At 62.8% G+C, this 25,501-nt stretch carries 27 protein-coding genes; 20 read left to right on the top strand and 7 right to left on the bottom strand.

Features of this window, described 5'->3' with window-relative positions; genetic code table 11:
- Positions 1-18 precede the first annotated feature (18 nt).
- From AB5Y70_RS18830 to AB5Y70_RS18785, 10 genes are all read left to right on the top strand, one after another.
- Entirely contained in the window at positions 19-909 is an 891-nt protein-coding gene (locus AB5Y70_RS18830; RefSeq protein WP_010674666.1) for a DUF58 domain-containing protein, read from the top strand.
- On the top strand, positions 894-1,451 hold the full coding sequence (locus AB5Y70_RS18825) for a DUF4381 family protein (protein WP_109422669.1): 558 nt from the start codon (positions 894-896) through the stop codon (positions 1,449-1,451). Before AB5Y70_RS18830 ends, AB5Y70_RS18825 begins: the two co-directional genes overlap by 16 nt.
- Positions 1,448-2,410 carry a VWA domain-containing protein gene (locus tag AB5Y70_RS18820; protein ID WP_010674664.1) on the top strand — a complete coding sequence of 321 codons (963 nt, stop codon included), beginning with the start codon at positions 1,448-1,450 and terminating at the stop codon, positions 2,408-2,410. Before AB5Y70_RS18825 ends, AB5Y70_RS18820 begins: the two co-directional genes overlap by 4 nt.
- A 21-nt stretch (positions 2,411-2,431) precedes the next feature.
- Positions 2,432-3,892, top strand: a complete 1,461-nt coding sequence (locus tag AB5Y70_RS18815) for a VWA domain-containing protein (protein WP_010674663.1) — start codon at positions 2,432-2,434, stop codon at positions 3,890-3,892.
- Between the two features lie 62 nt (positions 3,893-3,954).
- Positions 3,955-5,433 (top strand): BatD family protein, encoded by a 1,479-nt coding sequence (locus AB5Y70_RS18810; protein ID WP_102949314.1) that lies wholly within the window; start codon positions 3,955-3,957, stop codon positions 5,431-5,433.
- A gap of 30 nt (positions 5,434-5,463) precedes the next feature.
- The gene (locus AB5Y70_RS18805) at positions 5,464-6,054 is read left to right on the top strand and encodes a sigma-70 family RNA polymerase sigma factor (RefSeq protein WP_029314498.1); all 591 of its coding nucleotides are present in this window, start codon (positions 5,464-5,466) and stop codon (positions 6,052-6,054) included.
- A complete protein-coding gene (locus AB5Y70_RS18800) occupies positions 6,047-6,790 on the top strand; it encodes a DUF3379 domain-containing protein (protein ID WP_010674660.1) in 744 nt (247 codons plus the stop codon). Before AB5Y70_RS18805 ends, AB5Y70_RS18800 begins: the two co-directional genes overlap by 8 nt.
- A gap of 408 nt (positions 6,791-7,198) precedes the next feature.
- On the top strand, positions 7,199-8,470 hold the full coding sequence (locus tag AB5Y70_RS18795; protein ID WP_010674659.1) for an outer membrane protein transport protein: 1,272 nt from the start codon (positions 7,199-7,201) through the stop codon (positions 8,468-8,470).
- A gap of 251 nt (positions 8,471-8,721) precedes the next feature.
- Positions 8,722-9,978, top strand: a complete 1,257-nt coding sequence (locus AB5Y70_RS18790) for an outer membrane protein transport protein (protein ID WP_010674658.1) — start codon at positions 8,722-8,724, stop codon at positions 9,976-9,978.
- 116 nt (positions 9,979-10,094) lie between these two features.
- Positions 10,095-11,336, top strand: a complete 1,242-nt coding sequence (locus tag AB5Y70_RS18785) for an EAL and HDOD domain-containing protein (RefSeq protein ID WP_202040505.1) — start codon at positions 10,095-10,097, stop codon at positions 11,334-11,336.
- A gap of 61 nt (positions 11,337-11,397) precedes the next feature.
- Here the strand turns inward: AB5Y70_RS18785 and AB5Y70_RS18780 are convergent, their stop codons facing one another.
- Positions 11,398-12,564 carry a thiolase family protein gene (locus AB5Y70_RS18780; protein WP_010674656.1) on the bottom strand — a complete coding sequence of 389 codons (1,167 nt, stop codon included), beginning with the start codon at positions 12,562-12,564 and terminating at the stop codon, positions 11,398-11,400.
- A gap of 132 nt (positions 12,565-12,696) precedes the next feature.
- Between AB5Y70_RS18780 and AB5Y70_RS18775 the strand changes: the two genes are divergently transcribed.
- A complete protein-coding gene (locus AB5Y70_RS18775; protein ID WP_010674655.1) occupies positions 12,697-13,095 on the top strand; it encodes a MerR family DNA-binding transcriptional regulator in 399 nt (132 codons plus the stop codon).
- A gap of 107 nt (positions 13,096-13,202) precedes the next feature.
- On the opposite strand, the gene AB5Y70_RS18770 is transcribed toward AB5Y70_RS18775, so the two are convergent.
- Positions 13,203-14,447, bottom strand: coding sequence for a dicarboxylate/amino acid:cation symporter (locus tag AB5Y70_RS18770; protein WP_029314496.1), 1,245 nt, complete (start codon positions 14,445-14,447; stop codon positions 13,203-13,205).
- 268 nt (positions 14,448-14,715) lie between these two features.
- Between AB5Y70_RS18770 and AB5Y70_RS18765 the strand changes: the two genes are divergently transcribed.
- The 3 genes from AB5Y70_RS18765 (at position 14,716) to AB5Y70_RS18755 (ending at position 18,194) form a co-directional block, all read left to right on the top strand.
- Entirely contained in the window at positions 14,716-15,000 is a 285-nt protein-coding gene (locus AB5Y70_RS18765) for a pyrimidine/purine nucleoside phosphorylase (protein ID WP_010674653.1), read from the top strand.
- Between the two features lie 156 nt (positions 15,001-15,156).
- Positions 15,157-16,539, top strand: coding sequence for an L-serine ammonia-lyase (locus AB5Y70_RS18760; protein ID WP_010674652.1), 1,383 nt, complete (start codon positions 15,157-15,159; stop codon positions 16,537-16,539).
- A 284-nt stretch (positions 16,540-16,823) separates the two neighbouring features.
- Positions 16,824-18,194 (top strand): L-serine ammonia-lyase, encoded by a 1,371-nt coding sequence (locus tag AB5Y70_RS18755; RefSeq protein WP_039039104.1) that lies wholly within the window; start codon positions 16,824-16,826, stop codon positions 18,192-18,194.
- 161 nt (positions 18,195-18,355) lie between these two features.
- Here the strand turns inward: AB5Y70_RS18755 and AB5Y70_RS18750 are convergent, their stop codons facing one another.
- A complete protein-coding gene (locus tag AB5Y70_RS18750; RefSeq protein ID WP_043156189.1) occupies positions 18,356-19,294 on the bottom strand; it encodes a lytic transglycosylase domain-containing protein in 939 nt (312 codons plus the stop codon).
- 37 nt (positions 19,295-19,331) lie between these two features.
- A complete protein-coding gene (locus AB5Y70_RS18745) occupies positions 19,332-19,610 on the bottom strand; it encodes a YcgL domain-containing protein (RefSeq protein WP_039039102.1) in 279 nt (92 codons plus the stop codon).
- A gap of 106 nt (positions 19,611-19,716) precedes the next feature.
- On the opposite strand from AB5Y70_RS18745, the gene minC reads away from it, so the two are divergent.
- The 6 genes from minC to AB5Y70_RS18715 all read left to right on the top strand — a co-directional run bounded on the left by minC (position 19,717) and on the right by AB5Y70_RS18715 (position 23,421).
- Positions 19,717-20,442: a septum site-determining protein MinC gene (minC, locus tag AB5Y70_RS18740; RefSeq protein WP_043156191.1), complete on the top strand. Its 726-nt coding sequence runs from the start codon at positions 19,717-19,719 to the stop codon at positions 20,440-20,442.
- A gap of 18 nt (positions 20,443-20,460) precedes the next feature.
- On the top strand, positions 20,461-21,273 hold the full coding sequence (gene minD / locus AB5Y70_RS18735) for a septum site-determining protein MinD (RefSeq protein ID WP_010674647.1): 813 nt from the start codon (positions 20,461-20,463) through the stop codon (positions 21,271-21,273).
- Between the two features lie 2 nt (positions 21,274-21,275).
- Positions 21,276-21,545: a cell division topological specificity factor MinE gene (gene minE, locus AB5Y70_RS18730; RefSeq protein WP_010674646.1), complete on the top strand. Its 270-nt coding sequence runs from the start codon at positions 21,276-21,278 to the stop codon at positions 21,543-21,545.
- 180 nt (positions 21,546-21,725) lie between these two features.
- The gene (locus tag AB5Y70_RS18725; RefSeq protein WP_029314491.1) at positions 21,726-22,052 is read left to right on the top strand and encodes an HI1450 family dsDNA-mimic protein; all 327 of its coding nucleotides are present in this window, start codon (positions 21,726-21,728) and stop codon (positions 22,050-22,052) included.
- 53 nt (positions 22,053-22,105) lie between these two features.
- Positions 22,106-22,813 (top strand): monofunctional biosynthetic peptidoglycan transglycosylase, encoded by a 708-nt coding sequence (mtgA, locus tag AB5Y70_RS18720; RefSeq protein ID WP_080988723.1) that lies wholly within the window; start codon positions 22,106-22,108, stop codon positions 22,811-22,813.
- Positions 22,814-23,097: 284 nt separating this feature from the next.
- Positions 23,098-23,421, top strand: coding sequence for an HI1450 family dsDNA-mimic protein (locus AB5Y70_RS18715; protein ID WP_010674643.1), 324 nt, complete (start codon positions 23,098-23,100; stop codon positions 23,419-23,421).
- A 45-nt stretch (positions 23,422-23,466) separates the two neighbouring features.
- Here the strand turns inward: AB5Y70_RS18715 and AB5Y70_RS18710 are convergent, their stop codons facing one another.
- The 3 genes from AB5Y70_RS18710 to AB5Y70_RS18700 form a co-directional block, all read right to left on the bottom strand.
- Positions 23,467-23,778 (bottom strand): DUF1289 domain-containing protein, encoded by a 312-nt coding sequence (locus tag AB5Y70_RS18710; RefSeq protein WP_039039099.1) that lies wholly within the window; start codon positions 23,776-23,778, stop codon positions 23,467-23,469.
- A gap of 1 nt (position 23,779) precedes the next feature.
- Positions 23,780-24,649 carry a S1 RNA-binding domain-containing protein gene (locus tag AB5Y70_RS18705; RefSeq protein ID WP_042014378.1) on the bottom strand — a complete coding sequence of 290 codons (870 nt, stop codon included), beginning with the start codon at positions 24,647-24,649 and terminating at the stop codon, positions 23,780-23,782.
- A 357-nt stretch (positions 24,650-25,006) separates the two neighbouring features.
- On the bottom strand, positions 25,007-25,501 hold a 495-nt coding region (locus tag AB5Y70_RS18700), incomplete at its 5' end, for an RNA-guided endonuclease InsQ/TnpB family protein (protein ID WP_368176103.1).

Genomic DNA, 25,501 nt, shown 5'->3' with positions numbered 1-25,501 from the left:
ACAGGCAGCCCTGTCGCCATGACCCCCGTCGCCGAGCCCCGGGATCACCCCGACATCGCCCTCCCCCTCGAGCGGCTGCTGGCGGTGCGCCTCTGGACCCGCCAGGGCGAGCGTGCCCGCATTCATCAGGCGGCCCAGGGGCGTATCGGGCGCCAACCCGGGCTCCATTTCAGGGAGCTTCGCCTCTATCAGGCCGGTGACGAGGTACGCCACATCGACTGGCGGGTCACCGCCCGCCTCGGCCGCCCCCACACCCGCCTCTACGGGGAAGAGCAGGATCAGGCCCACTGGTTGCTGCTGGATCTCTCACCCGCCATGTACTTTGGCTCCCGCGCCCAGCTCAAGGCCCGCCTTGGCTGCGAGCTGGCCGCCGCCCTGCTCTGGCAGGGGGAGAAACAGGCCAATACCTTGATCTGCCAAGGCGCAGTCCCCCACACAGAGCACCAGCGCGGCTCTCTCATGCCTCTGCTGGAAGCGCTCTGCCGCCATTACGAGGCTGGGCTGGATCGCGCCCCCCCGCCCTGGACGCTGGCCCAGACCCTGGCACGACTCACCCTGCCCCACGGGGCCAGATTGACCCTGATAAGCCATCACCAGGCACCGGACAAGGCCCTCTGCCAGCAGTTGCAACGCCTTCGCCCGCGCCACGATATCCACTACTGGCAAATCCGCGATCCCCTGGAAGCCGCCCTGCCCGAGCAGGGGCAGCTGGCAGTGCAGGCAGGCAGACACAGCGGTTGGCTCGCGGGAGAAGATCCCCGCTTTCGCGCCCGCTATCAGAGGGCGGCCGACGAACAGGCCGAGGCCTGTCGCCAGCAGTTGCTGCCCCTGGTGACGCGCCTCTATCGCCTCGACAACGGCGCCACCCTGCAACGCCAGTGGCAGGAGGGCGGATGCCGTCTGTTTTGAGGGGGGAGCAGGGCGTGCCCGCACCGGATGCATATCGCCAGCCCTCGTCCAGCGAGTCCTTGCAAGCCATCCGTGCCGAGCTGCGTGACATCCACCAAGGCCCCGCTCTCGAGCCTGCACAGGATCCTCGCCTGATGGCCCTCGGGGGGCTGCTGATCGCGGCGATCGCCGCTTGCCTGATCGCCACGACGGCCCTCACCCTGTTGCGCCAGCGCCGCTGGGCGCACCGGATAGACTGGCAGGCAGACGATCTCGTCCCCAGGCTGCAGGATGCCCTGCGAGAAGCGGCCATGGCCCGCTGGCCCGAGGCGGCCCCCCTGCAAGGGGAGGCCTGGCTCGCCTGGCTGGACAGCAAGGGGGGGAGCGATTTTTCCCGGTTTGCCGCCCAGTGGCCACTCTGGCTCTATGGGGGCAGCGTGCCCGATGAGGCGCAGCGCAAAAGATTGCGTCTCGCCTATCTCGCCTGGGGGCGACGCTGCGTCAGTGCGCCGCGATTCCCGGCAAGCAAGCGGGGGGCACCTCCCCCGGAGGGTACGCGATGATCCTCGCCTGGCCCTGGTTTTCCCTCGCCCTCGCCCTGCCGCTACTGGTGCGCTTCGGCCTGCCTCCCATGAAGGGGCGCAAGGGAGGAAACCGGCTCGTTCACGGAGGTTTTCCCCTGCTCCAGCCCCAGGCGGGGCAGCCCTTGTGGCGCATGATGCTCTGCTGGTGCGCCCTGGTACTGGCCCTGTGCCGCCCCCAGTGGCAGGAGCCCCCGATCATTCACTACCAGAGCAGCCGGGACCTCATCCTGGCGGTGGATCTCTCCGACAGCATGCGCACCCAGGACATGCTGGATGACGGAGAGCAAACGGACAGGCTTGCCGCGGTGCGCCAGCAGATAAGCAACCTTGTCGCCTCCCGCCCGGGGGATCGCATCGCCCTCGTCGTCTTTGCCGATCACGCCTATCTGCTCTCCCCCCTCACCCAGGAGACCGGGGCTCTGCTCACCCTGGCCAGGGAACTCGACTTCGATCTGGTGGGGCGCACCACGGCCCTGGGGGAAGCCATCCTGCTGGCACGCCAGCACGCCGACCCCACCCGCCCCACCGCTCTGCTGCTGGTGACGGACGGGCGCAATACCTCGGGCAATGCGGATCCCCTGACCGAGGCCAGGCTCGCCGCCAAAGCCGGCATCCGTCTCTATACCCTGGGGGTGGGCGCCGACCCCGACACCTTCGCCGCGCCCGCAGGGGACGCCGATCCCAGTGCCGAACTGGATGAAGCCCTGTTGCAGCAGCTGGCGACACTGGGAGGAGGCCGCTATTTTCGCGCCCGCAACCGGGGCGATCTCGCCGCCATCAACCAGGCCATCGACACCCTGGAGCCCCTCGCCCGGCCCCAGACCCTCTCCCGGCCCCACCAGGAGCTCTACCCCTGGCCACTGGCCCTGGCCTGGCTGCTGCTCTGCTGGCCAGCCCGCTGGCGCAGCCCGCTGTCACACAGGCCATCCCATGAATAGGCAGGCCATGATGGTGGCACCATGGAGCTGATCTTGCTGCGCCCCCTCTGGTTGCTGGCCCTGCTCCCCTGGCTGTGGCAGGGGTGGCGCCGCCGCCGCGATCCCGGCTTGCTCTCCCCGGCCATGCAGGCCTATCTGCTGCCGAGCCGCTATCGGGCCATCCCCTGGCGCTGGCTTGCCTGTCTGCCGGTGATCCTGGCGCTCTCGGGCCCCGCCCTGCGCCAGCAGAGTCTCCCCATGCCGAGCCCGGCCCTTGATATCTGGCTGCTGGATCTCTCCGACTCCATGCTGGCACAGGATCTGGCGCCGGACCGGGCAACCCGGGTGAGACTGGGATTGCAGGAGATGCTGGCCGACATAGCGCGGCAGGACGCGGCCCATCCCATCGCCCTCATCCTGTTTGCCGGGGATGCCTACCTCGCCATGCCTCCCACCCGGGATCATCAGGCCATCGCCCTGCTGCTGCCGGACCTGCGCCCGGCCATCATGCCTGTCCAAGGCAGCGCCCCCGAGCGCGCCGTTGCCCTGGCCCTCACCCTGATCCCGCCGGGCCAGTCCGCCCGTCTGCTGCTCGTGACCGACGGCCTCTCCGGGACAGCGCGCGATCGCATCGCCGCCCTCTTGCCCTGCCTCAACGACCTGTTCTGCAAGGCAGGCTCAGCCCCGCGGCTCGACATCCTGCTGGCCAGCGGGGGCAAGGAGACCCGGCTGCCCGGCGTGGCTGCAGAGCGCTGGCAGCTCGGCAGCCCGATCGGCCACACCTTGCCGGCGCCCGACGAGGAGGCCATGACCGCCCTTGCCGCCAGTACCGGAGGCAGGCTGGCCTGGCTCGATTCCGGCCTGCCCCGCTTTGCCCCCCTGCCCATGGGCCAGGCCCTGACGCAGGGGCAATCCCGGGATCTCGGCCCCTGGCTGCTCATCCCCTTGCTCCCCCTGGCGCTGCTGGCGCGGATCGGCGCCCACTGGCTGCTGGTGATCCTCGTCATTGGCTTCGCGCCCCCTTCCCTGCAGGCGGCCTCCCGACAAGATGAAGCAGGCTGGCAGGCTTATCGCCAGGGACACTATCGGGAAGCGGCCAACGCCTTCCAGGATCCGGTCTGGCAAGGCAACGCCTGGTATAGATCCGGGGATTACGCCAGGGCCGTCGCCGCCTATGGCAGGGCAAACAGCGCCACCGCCCACTACAACAGGGGCAATGCCCTGGTCTGGCTCGGGGATCTTGCCGCCGCGGAGCAGGCCTATCTGAGCGCCCTTCGCCTTGAACCTGGGCACAGGGATGCCTTGCACAATCTGGCCCTGCTGCGGGCCAACCCGCCGCAGACAACGCCCTCGGCAAATACCCCGGAGCAGGCCGACACTCCCGACCCCGCCCGCGCCTCAGAGGCTCCCCGCCCCCCGGCGCCCCCCGTGCTGCTGCTGGAGCAGCGTCTTCGCAAGGAGGCCCTGCGCCGCCCCCTGATCAAGGTGGAGGAGCCCTGGTGATCCTCGTGCTGCGCTTGCTCTCCCCCCGGATCGGCTGCTGGCTGCTGCTCGCCCTGTGCGCCATGCGGGTGCAGGCCGTCCCTGTCGAGGCCGAGCTGTTGCCGGGGGCGAGCGAGCGCGACTGGCTGCTCGTCATCGAGGCCGACGGGCTGCACCGCGATGAGGATCTCAACCTGCAACCGCTGCTGCGCCAGTTTGCGGTCGGGCGGGTCAGCATCCAGCGGGTCAGTGCCCAGAGCCGCAGCCTGACCCGCTGGCAGATCCCCCTGCACCTGCTCGATACCAGCCCGCGCCAGGTGCCCTCCCTGCCCCTTGGCGCCGATCTCACCCCCTCCCTGGCGGTACCGACACGTTCCCTGGACGACACCCTGATGCCGACACAAGACCCGGTATTCTCTCCGGTCGAGCTGCAGGCCCGGGTGCTCCATGAGGGGAATCTCTACCCCGGCCAGCCCTTCATCTATGAGCTGACCCTCTGGCTGCCAGCCAACCTGGAGGCCCCCAACCTCGGCGAGCCCATCACCCCGGCCTTTACCATTCGCCGCCTCGGCGAGGATCGCTGGGACTCTCCCGCCAGCCCCGGCCTGCCCGGGCGTCTCACGCGAAAATGGCTGCTGCAGGCCAAAGGGCCCGGACTCCATCCCGTCGAATCCCCCCGCTTTCAGGGGCGGTTGCCGCCCCAGGACGCGGCCGGTGCGACCGCGCCGGGCAACGCGGGGGATCTGCTGTCCGTCAGGGCGGCGACCCTCTTCATCAAGGTGGACAAGGCCCCCCTGGAGCCGGTGGCGAGCAGCCTGGTGCTGCGCCAGCAGTTCAGCCCGGCCCAGGCCAGGGTGGGTGAGCCGGTGATCCGCACCCTCACCCTGGTAATGGAAGGGGGGGATGGCAACCGCCAGCCCCCCTTGCCGGCCCCGCCCCTGCCCGCCGGCCTCTCCATGAAGCCGGACGGCGAGCAGCAACAGGAGCGATTCGTGGCCGAGGGGGCGCTTCGCTTCGAGCGCCAGTGGCGCCAGGCCCTGACCGCCGACGAGGCGGGGCGCTATGTGCTGCCCCCCCAGACCCTGCGCTGGTTCAACACCCAGAGCGGCCGCATCGAGGAGGCGCGCCTGCCCGCACATTCTCTGGTGTTCACGGCAAGGGAGAGCGCCACTCCCGCCTCCCCCGCACCAGGGGTCCAGTATCTCTATTGGGTGCTCCTGGCCATCCTGCTGCGGGCATTCATGCGCCGCTGGCCGCGCTGGCGCGCCTTCTATCGCCTGCAACGGGCCCTCGCCACGGGCTCTCCTGACGAGGCCAGGGAAACCCTGCTGACCTGGGCCGTCCTGCGCTGGGCCCCCCCCTGTCTTCATCTGGCCAGGCTGCCCTGTCACCGCGACCCCGCCATGGGGGCGCTGCTGGACGACCTGGATCGGGCCTGTTTTTCCCCCAAGCGAGTCCCTGGCGAACACCTGCCCAGACAGGCGCTCGCCAGGGAGTTGTGCACCTGGGAGAGCTTTGCGATAGCCTATGGTCTTCGAATACTGGCGTGGATGCGTGCATGATGCGCCCCTCATGAAACAGGACACCCCTTTATGGCGTTAGGTTTTTTCAGAAGAAAAAGGGCCGACACGGGAAAGGATCCCTGCACTTCTCCGGTCTATGGGGAGATGGCTGACAAACAAACCAAGTACGAAGCCCTGGTGCACGCCCTGCACGGGGACATCTACCGCTACGCCTACTGGCTGTGCCGGGATCCGCAAATCGCCGAGGATCTGGTGCAGGAGACTTTCCTGCGCGCCTGGAAGGCGATAGATACCCTGCTGGACGACAAGGCTGCCAAGGCGTGGCTCATCACCATATTGCGGCGGGAGAATGCCCGCCGCTTTGAGCGAAAGCAGTTCGATCTCGTCGACCTCGACGAGCACCCCCTACGGGATCAGGGTGTCCTGCCAAGCGAGCAGGAGATGGAGCACGAATGGCTCAGGCGTCACATCGCGCGCCTGCCTGCCGAGTATCAGGAGCCGCTGCTGCTGCAGGTTCTGGGGGGATTCAGCGGGGAGGAGATCGCCGAGCAACTCGGCCTGAACAAGAACACCGTCATGACAAGGCTGTTTCGCGCCCGCAACCAGATAAAAGAGGCCATGGAGTCTGCGAAACAACAGAGAGGACACACCAATGGATGAGCTTGAATTTCGCCGCCGGGCCATCACTCACCCCTCGGACAGGGATCCCGCCTTCTTGAAAGCCGCCGAGGCGTCACCGGCCAATCGCAAGCATCTGGACGAGATGCAGCAGCTCGAGCGCCAGGTGCGCAGCACTCTGGAAGTGGACGTACCAGCCGGTCTTGCGGAGCGGATCCTGCTCAGGCAGGCGATGGCAGCCGAAGAGGAGCAGGTGGTCCCGCTGCCCGTCACTCCTGCACGCACGCCATGGCGCGCTCTGGCCATCGCGGCCTCGGTCGCCTTCCTGCTCGGCATGAGCACCCGCTGGATCAGCTGGCCTGTGGCACCGGACACCCTGTCGCTGGCTCAGGTCGCCATGTCCCACGTTTATGGGGAAGAGCCCTTCATTCATGCGGTGGATGAGCGGGTCAGCCTGCACACCATCAACGCGAAAATGGAGAAATATGGCGCCACCCTGAGCGAGATGCCGGGCATGAAGGTAACCTATGTCAACCACTGCGCCTTCTACCAGGGACCGGCCCTGCACATGGTGCTGCAGGGCAAGATGGGACCGGTCACCCTGTTCCTCGTCCCCAAGCACCTGCCACTGACGATCCAGTCCGATTTTGCAGACGGGACCCTCAAGGGGGAGATTCTGCCGCTCAAGGGGGCCAACATGGTGCTCATCGGAGACATGCAGGAGCCCCTCGCCCCGGTTGCCCGCCAGCTTGAGTCACGCCTGCACTGGTCCATTTAACAGACCTTGACCCAGGCTGACTCGTCCTCCGCCTCAGCCACATCACAGGCAGACATCCTCATTGTCTGCCTGTTCATCCCCACATCCCCGCATGTTCCCGCCCATTGCCCGCGCGAAGTCACATTTCTACCATTTATTTTAAATGACGCAAACGGCACCATTTGTGCTTTATTTATCCAATAATAGATAAATCAGCCTAATAAAACGGCAAGTTAAAACAAATGATTAACACAATAGAAACTTTTATGTATTCTGCTGTCACTGGTCTGATTTCTTACCTCCTACCAGATCCATAGAATCACGCCAGCAATGAATGGGAAGAAGCTGACATAACAACAGATCATGTCGTCAATAGCCGCCAAAGAGCCGCGATGTCGACAGAAAATCTGCTTACAAAGAGAGAACACTATGACAACTGCCTTTTTCAAGAAAAGCCTGATCGCTGCGGCCGTGACCCTGGCCAGCACCCAGACCTTCGCCGCCGCGTTCCAGCTGAACGAGCACTCGGCCTCCGGTCTGGGTCGCGCCTTCGCAGGTGAAGCAGCCATCGCCGACAACGCGGCCGTGCTGTCCCGCAACCCGGCGGCCATGACCACCTTCGACAAGATGGCACTGTCTGTATCCGGCACCTATATCAAGCCCGACGTGGATGTGGCTGGCGACATCTATGCCGGCCCCACCAAGCTGGCTCCGTCCAGCGAAAGCGACATCGCCCCCGATGCCTTCGTGCCGGCCACCTACTTCATCCAGCCCCTGAATGATCAGTGGGCCTGGGGGATCGGCCTCTTCTCCAACTACGGCCTTTCCACCGAATATTCCAAGACCTTCGCGGCCGGTGCCGGCGCCGGTGACACCGAGCTGCTGACCTTCAACATCAACCCCAACATCGCCTATCGCATCAACTCCAGCTTCAGCGTCGGTGCCGGCATCAATGCCGTCTACGCCGCCGCCGAGCTGAACCGTTATGCCGGTGCGCTTTCCGCCGCCATTCCGGGCGCCAACTCCGATACCCGTCTGGCTCACCTGAAGGGCGACACCTGGGGCTTTGGCTGGAACGTCGGCACCCTGTACGAGATCAACGACAACAACCGTCTCGCCCTGACCTACCGCTCCCAGGTGGACTTGAGCTTTGACGGCGACTTCCAGGGTGCCACCTCCGGCAACCGCGTCGTCGATGGCAACCTGAAGCTGGATCTGCCGGCCCAGGCCGAGTTCGCAGGCTACCACCGCCTGAACCAGCAATTCGCTGTCCACTACTCCGTGAACTGGACCGACTGGAGCGCCTTCCAGGAGCTCAAGGCCACCAGCAGCAACTGCGCCGGCGGCGTGTGCCTGCAAAAAGACGAGAAGTTCAAGGACTCAGCCCGTTACGCCCTGGGCGGTACCTGGTACGTCAACCCGTCCTGGGAAGCCCGTATCGGCTTCGCCTACGACAACAGCCCCATCGAGCCGGAATACCGCAGCCTGAGCATTCCTGACTCCGACCGTATCTGGTACAGCGCCGGTGCCACCTACCACATCAATCCGGACATGAGCCTCGACTTCGGCATGGCCTATCTGGACGGTAAGGAAGTGGACGTGAACGAAGGCCTGCGCAACCACAGCGATGCGCTGCGCTGGAAGGGCACCTCCCACGGCAACGCCCTGCTGGCTTCCGCCCAGTTCAACATGAAATTCTGATTTTCATGTCATCATCGAGAGCGTCCCAGGGCGCTCTTTTTTTATCCAATTTCGCCAATTGAGCGCACAGCTGTAGTAAACAACTGTACTCTTTTCTTTTTTTATCAAACTGTTATGGGTATTTCTTTCAGCATTTAATCCCGTTTTGCCGCACGTTCCCCTCTCCCCGTTGCCTTGCTGGTCATACCATATAAAATCCCGGCCCCAACCGAATAACAGAATGAACACCCAGTTCATCCCGAGGAAAGACCATGCATCCGACGTTCAACCCCTCCCTCATAGCCCTCTTGCTGCTGTCGAGCCAGGTACAGGCTGCCGGCTTCCAGCTCGCGGAGCAATCCGCCACCGGCATGGGGCGTGCCTTCGCGGGTGAAGCCGCCATCGCCGACAATGCCAGCGTGCTCTCCCGCAACGCCGCCGCCATGACCCGGTTCGATACCCTGGCCTTCTCCGGCGGCGTCATCCACGTGCACCCCGACGTCAACATCGAGGGCACCACCCGGGTGCCTACCACCCTGGGGCCGGTCAGTCTGGATGCCGGAGCCCACGACATTGCGGGTGACGCCTGGGTGCCCAACGCCTATCTCATCGTGCCCCTCAGCGAGCAATGGCGCCTCGGACTTGCCGCCACCTCCTATTACGGACTCGGGGTCAAGATGCCGGACAACTACAACGCCGGTCACTTCGGCAACGTCTCCGACATCAAGACAGTGGATCTGGGGGCCTCCCTGGCCTATCGCATCAACCGCATCTGGTCCGTCGGGGCCGGTCTCTCCGCCATTCAGGGGGAAGGGGAAGTGGGCGGCACTTTCCCCTCCAACAACCAGATAGCCAAGCACCTGAAAGGGGATGGCTGGGCCATGGGCTGGAACCTGGGCACCCTGCTTGAGTTGTCGCAGGCAACCCGCGTCGGTCTCTCCTATCGCCACGACGTGACCCTGACCCTCTCCGGTGACGCCATCGGCATCGATCAAAGGGGCCAGCCCTTCACCGATACCGGCAGCCTGGATCTGCCCCTGCCCGCCACCGCCGAGCTGGCTCTGTTCCATCAGCTCACCCCGGCCCTGGCGCTGCATTCGAGCATCAACTGGACCAACTGGAGCAAGTTCGTGCAGCTCGAATCCGAGCTCGACCACCACGGCACCATGCACATCAAGGAGGAGCACTGGGAAGACAGTTGGCGCTATGCCCTGGGGATGACCTACCAGCTGGCCCCCCAGTGGCAACTGCGCTCCGGTATCGCCTACGACCGCAGCCCGGTCCCGGCGGATCGCCGCACCATCTCCATCCCCGACTCGGATCGGGTCTGGTACAGCGCTGGCGTGGGCTACCAGATTGACCGTCACCTCTCGCTGGATCTGGGGCTGACCCTGATCGACGGCAAGAAGGTGGACGTGAGCGAAACCATGCAGCTCAGGCCCGGCATCCCCCAGACCACCTCCACTTTCAATGGCACCTCGGAAGGGGATGCCTGGCTCGCCGGCCTGCAGCTCAACTACCTGTTCTGACACCCCGGGTTTCCTGACAAATAGTATGCCAGTTGTTGACCTTCCCGACCGGTCGGCACTGGCATAGTGATCCGCTTCACCATAGAATCAAGCCTGTAACCATGGTGGAGAGATGCATGTATTCCTATGTAGCAAGGCAGCCCATTCTGGATCGGGAGTTGAACACCCAAGCCTATGAGCTGCTGTTTCGCGACAGCCTGGACAATGTATTTCCCTCCGTCTCCGCACAGCAGGCCACTTCCAGGCTGGTTGCCGAGCAGTTCTTGCAGCAGAACATCGATCAGCTCATCGGAGATCACCCCTGCTACATCAATTTCCCCCACTCCCTGTTGCTGGACGGATTGGCCGAGTGCCTCCCCCGTGACAAGGTGGTGATCGAGATCCTGGAGGATGCCGAGCCCGACGATGCGCTGCTGGAGAAAGTGATCCAGCTCTATGGGCTGGGCTATCGGTTGGCGCTGGATGACTTCACCATGGTCTCAGACTGGGACAGGTTCCTCCCCTACATCCATATCATCAAGTTCGACCTGCGCAGCACGCCGCAACCCTGCATCGAGCACTTCATGGCGAATCATCGCCACCTGCCCCTCACCTATCTGGCCGAGAAAGTCGAGGATCAGGCCGAGTTCGAGCGGATGAAGCAGCTCGGCGTCACCCTGTTCCAGGGATTTTTCTTCAGCCGCCCCCAGATGGTGCAACAGCCCACCATACCGCCGGCCCAACTAGTGGTGATGCAGCTGCTCGAGGTGGTCAATCAGACCGAACCGGATCTGGACAAGATTGAGCAACTGCTCAATCAGGATTTCACCCTCTCTCTCAAGCTGCTGCGCTACATCAACCACCTCAAGCGCTTCCCACAACCCATCGCCTCGTTTCGCCAGGCCGCAAGCTCCCTGGGGCACGCCCAGCTCAAGCGCTTCGTCGCCCTGATCGCCGCCACCAGTGCGGGAAGTGAAAAGAGCGCCGAACTCCACCAGATGTCCCTCATCAGAGCCCGGTTCTGCGAACTGCTGGCCCAGACCCATGCGCCCGCAGAGCAGGCACAGCAAGCCTTTGTCACCGGCCTCTTCTCCCTGCTGGACGTGCTCATGGGAGAACCGCTGGATCAGCTGCTCGGCTCCATTCCCCTGACCGATGACATTCGTGCCGCCCTGCTCACCCGCAAGGGCAAGCTCGGGTTCTACCTCGCGTTCTGTGAAGATTTCGAGAAAGCCGACTGGCAGCGGGTCGCCGCCAACACCGTCCGGCTCGGCCTCAACGAAGAGAAAGTCAGCCACCTCTATCTGAGCGCCACCGCCTGGGTCAACCAGCAGCTTCAGGCCATGGAAGCGCAACCGGTCCACTCCCGCCAGAAATGACAACGTCCCTCTTGAAGGGACGTTGTCATTTCATCAACCCGCAGCAATCTCACCCACGCATTCAGCCTGCCTCGATGGCGATGGCCGTTGCCTCCCCTCCCCCGATGCACAGGCTCGCCACCCCTCGTCTGAGCCCGCGGGCACGCAGGGCATGGATCAGGGTCACCAGGATGCGGGCGCCACTGGCGCCAAGAGGGTGCCCCAGCGCACAGGCCCCGCCGTTCACGTTCAACTTGTGATGGGGGATGCCGCACCCGGCCATCGCCAGCATGCTCACCATGGCGAATGCCTCGTTCACCTCGAACAGGTCCACCTCCTCCACCGACCAGCCCACCCGTGCCAGCAACTTGTCGATGGCGCCGACGGGGGCACTGGTAAACTCCGCCGGCAAGGCGGCGTGACTCTGGTAACCCACTACCCTGGCCAGCACCGGCAATCCGAGCCGGGCAGCGCTCTCGCCCCGCATCACTACCAGGGCTGCCGCCCCGTCCGAGATGGAACTGGCATTGGCCGCCGTGATGGTGCCGTGCTTGCTGAAGGCCGGCTTGAGGCCGCGGATCTTGTCGGGCCTGGCCTTGCCCGGTTGCTCATCCTCGGCCAGCAGCAGGGTGTGGTCAGCGGTCATGACGGGAGCCAGTTCCGCGGCAAATGCACCGCTGCGCTGCGCCGTCAACGCCCGCTCCAGGGAGGCGATGGCAAAGGCATCCATGTCGGCCCGGGTCAGTCCGCTGCGATCAGCACTCAACTGGGCGTAATGACCCATCAGATGGCCTTCGTAGGCATCCTGCAAGCCGTCCAGGAACATGTGATCGAGCACGCTCTGGTGCCCCATGCGAAAACCGCTGCGCGCCTTGTCCAGCAGATAGGGGGCGCGGCTCATGCTCTCCATGCCCCCCGCCACCACGACCTCGGCCTCCCCCAGGCGCAGGCTGTCCGCCGCCAGCATCACCGCCTTCATGCCGGAGCCGCACACCTTGTTGATGGTGGTACAGGGCACGCTGTCCGGCAGCCCACCCTTGAGCGCCGCCTGACGGGCTGGCGCCTGGCCGACCCCTGCGCTCAGCACGTTGCCCATATAGACCTCATTGACCTGCCCCCCCGTCATCCCGGCCTGCGCCAGCGCGGCGCGGATGGCGCAGGCGCCAAGCTCGGGGGCACCGAGCGCGCTCAGGGCCCCCTGGAAGGCCCCCATGGGGGTACGTTTGGCCGCCACAATCACGATATCCATCGATAGCACTCTCCTTGTTACATCGGGATAACATATGCCGCGACCGCGACGGGAACAAGACTTGCGAGGAAGTTGACGTTTGGGTAAGGTGCCAGCCTGCATTGACAACCAGATGGCAGCCAAGACAGCCCCATGACCAAATCCAGGGACGACACCCGCACCTTCAGCATCAGCGAACTGGCTCGCGAGTTCGATGTGACCACCCGCAGCATCCGCTTCTACGAGGATCAGGGCCTGCTCAACCCGACCCGCCAGGGACAGCACAGGATCTACAGCCGTCAGGACAGGGTGCGGCTCAAGCTGACCCTGCGTGGCAAGCGTCTGGGCTTCAGCCTCGCAGAGATCCGGGAGCTGTTCGACCTCTACGATGCGGACAAGAGCAGCCGCTCCCAGTTGCAGACCATGCTGGGGCTGGTGGCCGACAAGCGGGAGACCCTGCAGCAGCAGCTGGAAGATATCCAGATGGTCCTGCTGGAGCTGGAGGCGGCCGAACAGCGCTGCCGCCAGGCCCTGGCACACCTCTCCCCCTGAGGCACGCAGACGGGCGAGGCGAGCGGGGAACACCGCCAGCAAATAGACACAAATGAAAGAGGGAGGCTTGAAGCCTCCCTCTTGTCATGCATCGTGGACGACCGATATCAGGCCTCCTTGCTCCAGCGGTTCGGATCGTAATCCGGGCTGTAGCGATCGACGATGATGGCACAGGCCGCATCGCCGGTGATGTTCAGCGCGGTCCGGATCATGTCGAACAGACGATCCAGCGCGAACAGCAGCGGCAGACCCTCGATGGGAATCCCGGCCGCCAGCAGCACGGCAACCACCAGGAAGCTCGGGCCCGGCACACCGGCCTGACCGATGGCACCCAGGGTGGAGGTGACGATGATCGCCGCCCAGGCCCCCATGGAAAGATCGATGTTATAGACCTGGGCGAAGAAGATGGCGACCAGGCCGTAATAGATGGCGTTGCCGCTCATGTTGATGGTGGCGCCCAGCGGCAGCACGAAGGACGCGGTGGCGTTGGTCACCTTCAGATCGCGCTCGCAGGTCTCCATGTTGACCGGCAGGGTCGCCATGGAAGAGGCGGTGGAGAAGGCCACGATCTGCGGTTTCTTCATCGCGGAGAAGTACTTGCGTACCGGCGTGTTGGAGAAGAACGCGATCAGCAGCGGATAGACCACGAAGCCGAAGATGAGGATGGCGGCGATATAGACGACGAACAGCTTGAGCACTAGGGTCAGCACGTCGAAGCCGTAGGTGCCGATGGCGTCGGCCATCAGGCCGAAGACGCCGATGGGGGCGATCAGCATCACCTTGTTGATCATCCAGACGAAGGCGTCCACCAAGGTGTTGAGCCCGTCCACCAGCGGCTTGGCGCGCTCGCGGGGCTGCTTGGCCAGGGCGATGCCGAGGAACATGCAGAACACCAGGATCTGCAGGATGTTGGCCTCGTTCAAGGCGCTGAACACGTTGGTCGGGATCATGCCAAGCAGGGTGGCCACTGCATCGGGCAGTGCCCCCTTGTCGGCGTAGTCGCCGGAGAACATGGCCGCGGTGGCGCCAAAGTCAACACCCACACCGGGTTTGAACACCTGACCCATCACCAACGCCAGGAACACCGCCAGTGCGGAGGTGACGAGGAAGAAGGCGAGCGTGGTGACGCCAATCTTGCCAGCAGCGGGACTGGCCCCCAGGTTGGCGGCCCCGGACAGGATGGCCACCGCTACCAGCGGGATCACCAGCATCTTGATCAGCTGGATAAACAGGGTGCCGAGCGGCGCAAACACCGTGGCTTGCTCTCCCATGAGCGCCCCGACCAGCGCGCCCAGCACCATGGCCACCACTACCTGGAAGCCGATGCTTTTGATTAATCCTTTTGTTAACACAGAATGTTCCTTTATTTAGCAATTACTCACACTTTTACAGCGTAAATGACCACCCAGAGCGTCAAATCCTCTCCATTGCTCTGGCGGTGCGCTTTATCTCATATTTGCGCCCCGTTTTACATTAGAATCCGTTAACGAAATGCATTGATAACTTTATGAGAAAGTAAAACCTCAAAAGAGACACGGCTGTTTTTGCTCCTTTTACCATGACAACATCCAAAACAGTGTGCTACGTTGGCTCTGCAAACGTGCATACAGGGAAGAAAAGATGCTGAAAGTTAACGAGTATTTTGACGGAAATGTTAAATCCATCGGTTTCGAGCAAAAAGGCGAGAAAGCTACCGTTGGTGTGATGGAAGCGGGCGAGTACCTGTTCAATACCGCCGCCCCGGAGCGCATGACGGTGATCAAGGGCGCCCTCACCATCCAGCTGGCCGACGAAGATGAGTGGCACACCTACCAGCAGGGGGAATCCTTCGACGTGGCCGGTCACTCCTCCTTCAAGCTGGAAGTGAAGATCGCCTCCGCCTATCTGTGCGAGTTCCTCGACTGATGTATCACGGGCGCCATGGGATGCCGAGCGGCTCCCCCATGGCGCGTCTCTCCCGCGCCCATTTCCCTACCGCCATCACACCCCGCTATCTCCCCCCTTTTCAACGACTACAAAAAATTTACAATGTTTAGACGAAATCCATAATTGGAGTACGTCATGATCAGTGTCTTCGACATGTTTTCCATCGGGATAGGCCCCTCCTCCTCCCATACCGTGGGACCGATGCGGGCCGCCTGCGCCTTCATCCAGACCCTCAAAGCGAACGCACTCCTCTCCCGTACCGGACGCGTTGTCGTCGAGTGCTACGGCTCACTGGGCCAGACCGGCAAGGGGCACGGCACCGGCAAGGCCATCATCCTGGGACTGGCCGGATTTGAACCCGAATCCGTGGACATCGAGGCCATTCCCGCCTTCCTCGCCCAGGTAGAGCAGACCCAGACCCTCTGCCTGGGCGGTGAGCAACCCAGCGAATTTCCCCGCATCGGCGCCATCCTCTTCAACCGGCGCAAGACCCTTCCCGCCCACTCCAACGGCATGACATTGCGCGCCTATGAGGGTGACACCCTTGTGTTCGAGCAGACCTACTACTCCATCGGGGGCGGTTTCATCATCGAGGAGAGTCACTTCGCCAACGCCCGGGAAGAGGCGGCCCGCTTCGATGCCGCCCACCCCATCCCCTATCCCTTCGAGAGCGGCGCCGAACTGCTGGCCCAGTGCCAGGAGAGCGGCCTCTCCATCTCGGGGCTGATGCTGGCCAACGAGAAGGTGTTTCGCTCGGAAGCGGAGATCAAGGCCGGGCTTCGCAAGATCTGGCAGGCGATGCAGGGGTGTGTGGAGCGTGGCTGCAAGAGCGAGGGGGTGCTGCCAGGCGGTCTCAAGGTCAAGCGCCGGGCTCCCGCCCTCTATCGCCAGCTCTGTGGCGAGACCAATTTCAACAAGGATCCGCTGATGGTGATGGAGTGGGTGGACCTCTTTGCGCTGGCCGTCAACGAGGAGAACGCCGCCGGAGGCCGCGTGGTGACGGCGCCGACCAACGGCGCCGCCGGCATCATCCCCGCCGTGTTGCACTATTACGATCGCTTCGTGCGCAAGGTGGATGACGAGCTGCTGATGCAGTACTTCCTCACTGCCGCCGCCATCGGCATCCTCTACAAGAAGAATGCCTCCCTCTCGGGGGCCGAGGTCGGCTGTCAGGGCGAGGTCGGCGTGGCCTGCTCCATGGCCGCTGGTGCCCTGGCCGAGCTGCTGGGCGCCAGCCCCGCCATCGTCGAGAACGCCGCCGAGATCGGCATGGAGCACAATCTCGGGCTGACCTGTGATCCCGTCGGTGGCCTGGTGCAGGTGCCCTGCATCGAGCGCAACGCCATGGGCGCAGTCAAGGCGATCAATGCCGCCCGCCTCGCCCTGCGCGGCACCGGCGAGCACAAGGTGTCGCTGGACAAGGTGATCAGAACCATGTGGGAAACCGGCAACGACATGAAGACCAAGTACAAGGAGACCGCACGAGGCGGCCTTGCCGTCAACATCACCGAGTGTTAAGCCGCTGTGATAAAGCCGCATATGGCACTCGAATACCCGGCATCGCCGGGTATTTTTTTGCAAAACGTTTGTCTGGCGCTTAACAAAATGGATAACCATCAAAATAAATTTTATACTCGCGCCACGAATTCAACAAAAATAGATCTGTTTCAACTTTTTTTAGGCATTGAACCGTTACACTGTGGTTATCCGGTTCCCTGGCCTTTGTGACGACAGACCCGTCCCATGGATCCCTTTTCTGCGAGTGGGCATGGCGCCCCCTTCTACCCTGAGGTAATTGTTACATGATCAGCGTTTTTGATATCTTCAAAATCGGTGTTGGCCCCTCCTCTTCCCACACTGTCGGCCCCATGAAGGCAGCCAAACAGTTCGTGGATGAACTGCGTGCTGGCGGCAAGATCCGTGACATCACCCGGATCCAGGTCGATGTCTATGGCTCACTCTCCTGGACCGGCAAAGGCCACCACACGGATACCGCCATTATCATGGGTCTGGCGGGCAACCTGCCGGAGAACGTCGACATCGACGCCATCCCCGAATTCATCTCCCGCGTGGAGCAGACCGGTCGTCTGCCCATCGGCCTGCACTGCCACACCGTCAGCTTCCCCAAGGGCGCCATGATCTTCCATGACGAGGCCCTGCCCCTGCACGAAAACGGCATGAGGCTGACCGCCTTCATCGAAGATGACGCCGTCTACAGCAAGACCTACTACTCCATCGGCGGTGGCTTCATCGTCGACGAAGAGAACTTTGGCAAGGGTGACAGCGGCGACATGTCCGTCAGCTATCCCTTCAAGAGTGCCGCCGAGCTCATCGCCCACTGCAGCCAGAGTGGTCTCTCCATCTCCGCCCTGATGATGGAAAACGAGAAGTGCTTCAACACCCCGGAAGAGATCTACAAGAAGCTCGGCAAGATCTGGACCACCATGCGGGAAGGGATCGAGCGCGGCTGCCGCACCGAGGGCGTCCTCTCCGGCCCGCTGCGCGTACCGCGCCGCGCCGCCCCGCTCTACCGCCAGCTGACCACCAACGAGAACCTCTCCAACGATCCCATGAACATCGTGGACTGGGTCAACATGTTCGCCCTGGCAGTGAGTGAAGAGAACGCCGCCGGTGGCCGCGTCGTCACCGCACCGACCAACGGCGCCGCCGGCATCATCCCCGCGGTGCTGGCCTACTACGACAAGTTCATCCAGCCGGTGGGCCGCGACGAGTACACCCGCTTCTATCTGGCCGCTGCCGCCGTCGGCATGCTCTACAAGATGAACGCGTCCATCTCCGGCGCCGAAGTGGGCTGCCAGGGTGAAGTGGGCGTCTCCTGCTCCATGGCCGCCGCCGGCCTGACCGAGCTGATGGGCGGCAGCCCCGAGCATGTCTGTGAAGCCGCCGAGATCGGCATGGAACACAACCTGGGTCTGACCTGCGACCCGGTGGCCGGCCAGGTACAGGTGCCCTGCATCGAGCGCAATGCCATTGCCGCCATGAAGGCGGTCAACGCCTCCCGCATGGCCCTGCGTCGCACCTCCAAGCCGCGTGTGTCGCTGGACAAGGTGATCGAGACCATGTACATCACCGGCAAGGACATGGACTCCAAGTACCGCGAGACCTCCCGCGGTGGCCTGGCCATCAAGGTGATGCAGGTTGCCTGCGACTAACGCCGAGTCGCGATGACATGAAAAAAGCGGGATATATTCCCGCTTTTTTTTAGTCGCGATTTAAAGGGCAGCGTTCGTGGATAAAGGGAGGCCGACAAGGGATAAAAAGAGACGGGCATATCACCTCCACCCGTTCGCCGTGACAGGAGAACGGGGGAGAGCTATTTCACGATGCGATCGGCCAGGGTACCGACGGCCACCACGAAATAGGGGGAGCGATTCCAGTGACGCAGTACCCGGTAATTGTCATAGGCAAGGTAGCTTCGCCCGTGAATATCGTCGGGGCGGATGAGGGAGGCCTGCATGTCGACCGCAGGCAGAGGGGAGCCGTCCAGTTGCCGCACCCCGAGCGCCTGCCAGGCCGACAGCGGCTTGCGGATCTCAAGCCCCAGCAGCGCCGGATCGAGCGCCTCGGGCACCCTCACCCGCCGTCCCCAGGTCTGGTCTTCACGCCAGCCGTTCTGGCTCAGATAATTGGCAGCCGATCCAAATACATCCGCCAGATTGCCCCAGAGATCCTTCTTGCCGTCCCCGTCCTGATCCACCGCGTATTGCAGGAATGACGAGGGCATGAACTGCACCTGTCCCATGGCCCCCGCCCAGGATCCCTTGAAGTTGGCGGGGTTCACATGTCCCTGCTCCAGAATGCGCAGGGCATCGAACAACTCGCCTTTGAAGAAGGCTTCACGGCGACCGTCCCAGGCCAGGGTCGAGAGAGAAGAGATAAGGGGATAATGGCCGGTTATTTTGCCGAAATTGGTTTCAATTCCCCACAAGGCAACAATAAAGCGGGGTTGAACCCCATATTCCCTGCCTATTTTTGTGAGCAGCGGCAAATGCTGGCGATATAAGGTTTGGGCTTGCTTGACTTTCCATTCCGGCACCGCCCGGGGAATATATGTGTCCAGGGTCAGTTTGAATTCCGGCTGATTTTTGTCGTGCCTGATGGCGGCATCGACAAGGTGGACATCCGCAAAGGCCGCACTCACCGTCTCGGGCAACATGCCCGCCGCCAGCGCCTGCTCTTTGAGGCTCGCCACGTACTGGTCAAAATCGGGGCCGGCCTGCACCGGCGATCCCGACAGGGCGCCTGACAACACAGGGCGCCTGACAACAGCAGTGCCAGCCGCCCCGCCCTCATCGTGCGTCCTTTAATTGCGCCTTGTGCTGCTCCAGCAGGTTTTCCGGTGGCGGTGGCACCTGCAGATAAAAGCCCTGGCTCTTCAGGGCGGCCATCACCCGCTCCGTGGAGGCCAGCCCCAGGGGCTTGGCCGGGTCCAGTTTGGTCATCAGGACCAGTTCGGGACGCCCGAAGGTACTCATCAGCACCTCGGGAACGCGGGAAAAGTCCTCTCTTCGTTCAATAAAGAGATAGGTCTCGGCTTTTTTGCGACTTTTATAGACTGCACACAACATGGAAATTGATATAATCCGACGGGTTTATTGCCTCTGGTGGTGGCAAACTATAACATCAGGAATTGAATAACAATAACGTATTACCGTCTCGGTTCGGGGAAGATTCATGGTTGAACGCGATAACGAATTGAAAGGGACCACCTTCACTATTTCTGTGTTGCATCTCAGCGATGGCAATCCGGCCCGGATCCGACAACTGCTGGAGGCCAAGGTCGCGCAGGCCCCCCAGTTTTTTAATTGTGCCCCCCTCGTCCTCAATGTGGAACGCCTCGAGGCGATCCCCGATTTCGAACAGCTCAGGGAGCTGGTCGAGTCGGAAGACTTCGTGCTGGTCGGGATCACGGGGGCGCGGGACGAGGCGATGAAGACGGCCGCCAAGGCGGCAGGCCTCGCCGTCATGGTGTCAGGCAAGAGCCGCAAGGCAGAACCTGAGCCGACGCCGCCAGTGTCTGAGCCCAAGCAAGTGGAGGCCGCACCGGTTCCTCCGGTGCCAGCGCCCGTGGAGGCAAGCAAGGTCCACGTGGGCCCGGTGCGCTCCGGTCAGCAGATCTATGCAGCCGGCACCTCGCTGGTGGTGCTGGGCTCGGTGAGCCCTGGCGCCGAAGTCATCGCCGATGACAGCATCCATGTTTATGGTGCCCTGCGTGGGCGAGCCATCGCAGGGGCCAAGGGCAATCCCAAGGCCCGCATTTATTGCCAGCAATTGCAGGCCGAGCTGCTCTCCATCGCGGGCACCTTCCAGCTCAGCGATGCATTGCCTGCAGGCGTGATACAAGAGCCGGTCCATATCCGGCTCGACAATGAACAACTTCGTATAGACCGAATCAAATAGAGTTACAAGGAAGCGAGAATGGCGCGAATCATAGTCGTTACATCGGGCAAGGGTGGCGTTGGCAAGACGACAACCAGCGCGGCACTGAGCACCGGTCTGGCCCAGCGTGGCCACAAGACCGTGGTCATCGATTTTGACATTGGTCTGAGAAACCTGGACCTCATCATGGGTTGCGAGCGGCGCGTGGTCTATGACTTCGTCAACGTCATCAACGGGGAAGCCAACCTCAACCAGGCCCTCATCAAGGACAAGCGTTGCGAAAACCTGTTCATCCTGCCCGCCTCCCAGACTCGGGACAAGGATGCCCTGACCCGTGAAGGGGTGGAGAAGATCCTGGATCAGCTGGCGGAGATGCAGTTTGACTACATCGTCTGCGACTCCCCCGCCGGTATCGAATCCGGCGCCCTGATGGCGCTCTATTTCGCCGACGAGGCCATCGTCACCACCAACCCGGAAGTCTCTTCCGTGCGTGACTCGGATCGCATCCTCGGTATCCTGGCCTCCAAGTCCCGCCGTGCCGAGCGCGGTGAGGATCCCATCAAGGAGCACCTGCTGCTAACCCGCTACTGCCCGACCCGCGTCAACCGCGGCGACATGCTGAGCGTGCAGGACGTACAGGAGATCCTGGCCATCAAACTGCTCGGGGTGATCCCGGAGTCCCAGGCGGTGCTGCGCGCCTCCAACTCCGGCGAGCCGGTCATTCTGGACAAGGAGTCCGATGCCGGTCAGGCCTACGAGGACGCCGTCGCCCGTCTGCTGGGTGACACCAAGGATTTCCGTTTTCTGGAAGAAGAGAAGAAGGGCTTCTTTAGCCGACTGTTCGGGAGTTAAGCATGTCATTATTGGATTATTTTCGTTCCAACAAGAAACAGAACACCGCACAACTGGCCAAAGAGCGGTTGCAGATCATCGTGGCTCACGAGCGTTCATCCAGAGGGGGGCCGGATTACCTGCCCCAGCTCAAGCAGGACATCCTCGACGTGATCCGCAAATACGTGCAGATCGACCCGGACAAGATCACCGTCCAGCTTGATCAGAAGAGTGACGAGTTGTCGGTGCTGGAGCTCAACATCACCTTCGCCGACGACCAGAAGAAGGGATGAGCTGACGCACCATGCGCGACCCCTTCCCCCAACGAAGACCGGATCCTTTCCCAGGATCCGGTTTTTTAATGCCTGGCGTCCCGGCATCTCGCCAAGGGCATCAGGGCCAGCTAGAATACCGCGCACCCCGAGGCGCTGCCGACGGACTTTCCCTCCCCCCTTATCTGGAACACGGCTTTTATGTCTTTGAATGACGAAATGCACAGCGTCGAGGAACTGCTCGACACCGCCCTCGAACTCTTCATGGAGCTGGCCTCCGACAACCTGCCCGAGCAGGAGATCGTCCGCTTCAATCAGGAGTTCAACGACCGCGGCCTGCTGGCGGAGACCGATCCCGCCGACGACTGGGCGGCCGACGTGGGATTTGAGGTGAGCGACGCCGACTATGCCGAGATCTGGGTCGGCCTTGGCAACGAACAAGAAGAGTACGAGCACCTGTTTGCCCGCATGCTGCTCTCCCGCCGCGTCGACGAGAAGTTCTGCCACATCGAATGGCTGCCCCAATAATTCCGGATCCCGATGATCCTGGCCACTATGACTGGGACGGCGGGCCCGCGCCCGTGAGGCCTTCGCACAGACGGCGACTGCTGGGCTGGCTCGGCAAGCTGCTGCTGGCCGCCTTTGCGAGCACCATCGTCTCGGTCGCGCTGCTGCGCTTCATCGACCCTCCCATGTGGACCTGGCGCCTCGAACGCGCCCTGTTTCCCCCTGCCAAGGTGGCCGAGGTGAAGCACGACTGGGTGCCGCTTGAGCAGATTTCCCGGGAGCTGCAACTGGCGGTGATCGCCGCCGAGGATCAGCGCTTTGCCGAACATCACGGCTTTGACATGGACGCCATCAGCTCGGCCCTCAGGCACAACCAGCAAAGCGGGCGGGTGCGCGGTGCCAGCACCCTCAGCCAGCAGACCGCCAAGAACCTCTTCATGTGGAGCGATCGCAGCTTCCTGCGCAAGGGGATAGAGGCCTGGTTCACCCTGTTGATGGAGCTGGGCTGGGACAAGTCCCGCATTCTCGAGGTGTATCTCAACATCGTGGAGTTCGGACCCGGCATCTATGGCGCCGAGGCAGCCGCCAGGCACTACTTCGGCAAACCGGCGATACGCCTCACCCGCTACGAGGCCTCCCTGCTCGCCGCCGCCCTGCCCAACCCCTGGCGTTATCGGGTCAAGCCCCCCTCACCCTATGTGCAGCAGCGCTCGGCCTGGATCCGTCGTCAGATGGGTCAACTCGGGCAAGTCACCCTGAACCGGGTCCACGGCACAGAGTAGCGCCATCCTGCGGATCAGAGGCGGGCCCCAGATGGCCGCCGACGGTTTCCCGATGAAGGGGCAGATAGTGCCACCACCAGGTTTCGCGCCGCCGCTTGATCTGCCTTCGGTACTGTCGTCGCTTCATCTTGCCAGGCCGCCCCGTCACGCCGCCCCTGCTGGCGGCTCTGTTAACCTTATCCCCTGATCCCGCCATTTGACAGCACGGCGTCACCGCCCCCGGGCTGGCTGCCCATCCCAATACTTGTTAAAGTGGCGAACCTGGACGTATCTGGAGTGATTTCATGGAACAACGTAGCCCGGATCAGCTGGTCGAGTGGGCCTATGATCAGTTTCTGGAGCAGGCCGCCGACATGCTGGCCCCCGAACAAATCGTCGACATCACCCTCGAGTTCGAGCAACGTGGCGCGGTGGAGGCAACCCTGCCCAATGCCGACTGGTCAACCGAACTTGGCGAGCCGGTGGACATGGCACGTTGGGCCGAGGTCTGGGTCGGCTTGCTGGATCATCAGGACGAGTTCGAGGTGATCTACGCCACCTTCCTGCTCCCCCGGGATCAGAGCGAGCACGACGTGCATATCCGCTGGCACCGCCAGCAACAGGCATAAGAAAAGGCGCCCCAGGCGCCTTTTTCGTTTTTTGCGATGCCCGAGTCAGGGGCGTGCCGCGATGGCCTTGGCCAGACAGCGGCGACACCAGCAGGCGCTGGCATCGCTCATGGGCAACGCGGGAAGCTGGTTGCACCAGCAGCGCTCGATGGGTTCCCCCGCCGACACGGCGCAGAACGCCGGCTCGCCGCAGCCCGGGCAGGCATGAGTGCTCTTCGAGCCATCGAGCTCGGCCATGCGGGCCAGCTGGGCCTCGCTGTCCATGGTGGACCACTGGCCTATCTCGGTCAGGGTGCGGCCACAACCGAGGCAGAGCCCCTCTTTGGCCCGGCAGTCACCGATGCAGGGACTCGGCAACTTATTCGTCCCCTGCCGGCGTGTCGGAGCCCACGAGGCGGATGCTGTGCTCCTCGATGACGATCTTGCCCTGCTTGTAGAGGCCGCCGATCGCTTTCTTGAAGGTGCCCTTGCTCATGCTGAACATCTTGTAGATGACGTCAGGATCGCTTTTGTCTCCCACCGCAAGGCTGCCCCCCTGCTTTTGCAGGCGCAGCAGGATGCGCGCACCGGCGTCATCCATCCGGGCCAGTCCCGGCTTTTGCAGGGTCAGGTCCAGTTTGCCATCTTCGCGCACCTGCTTGACCCAGGCGGTCAGCGGCCGGCCCGTCATCACGCGGCCGAACACCTCGTTCTTGAACAGCATGCCGGCGTACTGGCCATTGACCACGGCCTTGATGCCAAGGGGGGTGTGTTCCCCCGGCAGCACCGTCACCTCGTCACCGCTCTTGAAAGGGGGGTCGATGCGCAGGAAGCGCTCCAGACGGCTGGTACCGACCATGCGCCCTTCGTTGTCCAGCATCAGGTGCACCAGATAGACATGGCCCACCTGCATCGGCTTGTTCTGCTCGCGGCTTGGTACGAAGAGATCCTTCTTCATGCCCCAGTCGAGGAAGGCACCAATCTTGTTGGCATTGACCACCTTGAGACCGACGATGTCCCCCACCATGGCGAAGGGCTTGTCGGTGGTGATCACCGGCTCGCAATCCGCATCCAGATAGAGGAAGACGGACACCTCGCTCTCCTCGGCAACGCCTTCCGGCAACTGGCGCCTGGGCAGCAGCAGCTCGCCGTATTCCCCCGCCGCCAGCCAGGCGCCGCGCTCCTCGATCTCGACGACGGTCAGGGTGTTCATCTTGCCAATCTGTAACATGGTGATCTCTTCTTTCAATATCCGGATGGGCCCATCTCATGGAAGACCCGTCATATAGAGGTGCATCGCCTCCGTCGGATGAGAGAGGACGGGGCCGATTTATGTCATGCAGGCGCGCATGTTACCCCAGAGCGGCAGCAGGACCTAGCCCCTCCCCCCTGTGTCTGACCTCTTTTCCCGCTACCGGGCGGCCAGATTGACGATATTAGCAGCATTCAGTTCCCCCTTTGCTGCAAATAACCCCACTTTTAGGTAGACTTCGCGGCCGTCAAATCCAGAGGAAGCGTCGATGAACCCAGCCACTCGTACCCGTCATCTCAATCATTGACATCCTCCCCCACCTTAGCGCTTCGCGTCACAGGAGGGGGATCCCCATTACTGGGTGATAGCTGCTCGCGCAGTACCGGGTTCCTGCTTCATCGGGCGGCCTGATTGCACCGCGCCTCCACAGGCTAAAACGGCGTGTCCCGCCGCTAAAATATTGCGAGCGCCATTCACATCGGCGTTCGCCTCATAACCACACGCAGCGCATTTAAACTGGCTTTGCGTCTGGCGGTTATCCTTCGCAGTATGCCCACAACAGGCGCACTGCTGGCTCGTGTAGGCCGGGTTTATCGCCAACACCTGACCGCCTCGCCATGCCTGCTTATATTCGAGCTGGCGGCGCAGCTCAAACCAGCCCTGATCTAATATCGAACGATTCAGCCCTGATTTTGCCCGGACGTTGCGCCCCGGCTGGCTGGTCGTGCCCGCTGCTGATTTTGACATGCTGGCAACCTTCAAATCCTCAATGACGATCATCGCGTGGTTTTTGCTGATAGTCGTTGTGACCTTGTGAAGGTAATCGCGGCGGGTATTGGCGATATGTGA

It is taken from the genome of Aeromonas sp. s1(2024) (assembly GCF_040908005.1).
Lineage (GTDB): Bacteria > Pseudomonadota > Gammaproteobacteria > Enterobacterales > Aeromonadaceae > Aeromonas > Aeromonas caviae.
This window is presented reverse-complemented; position numbering and strand designations above follow the sequence as displayed.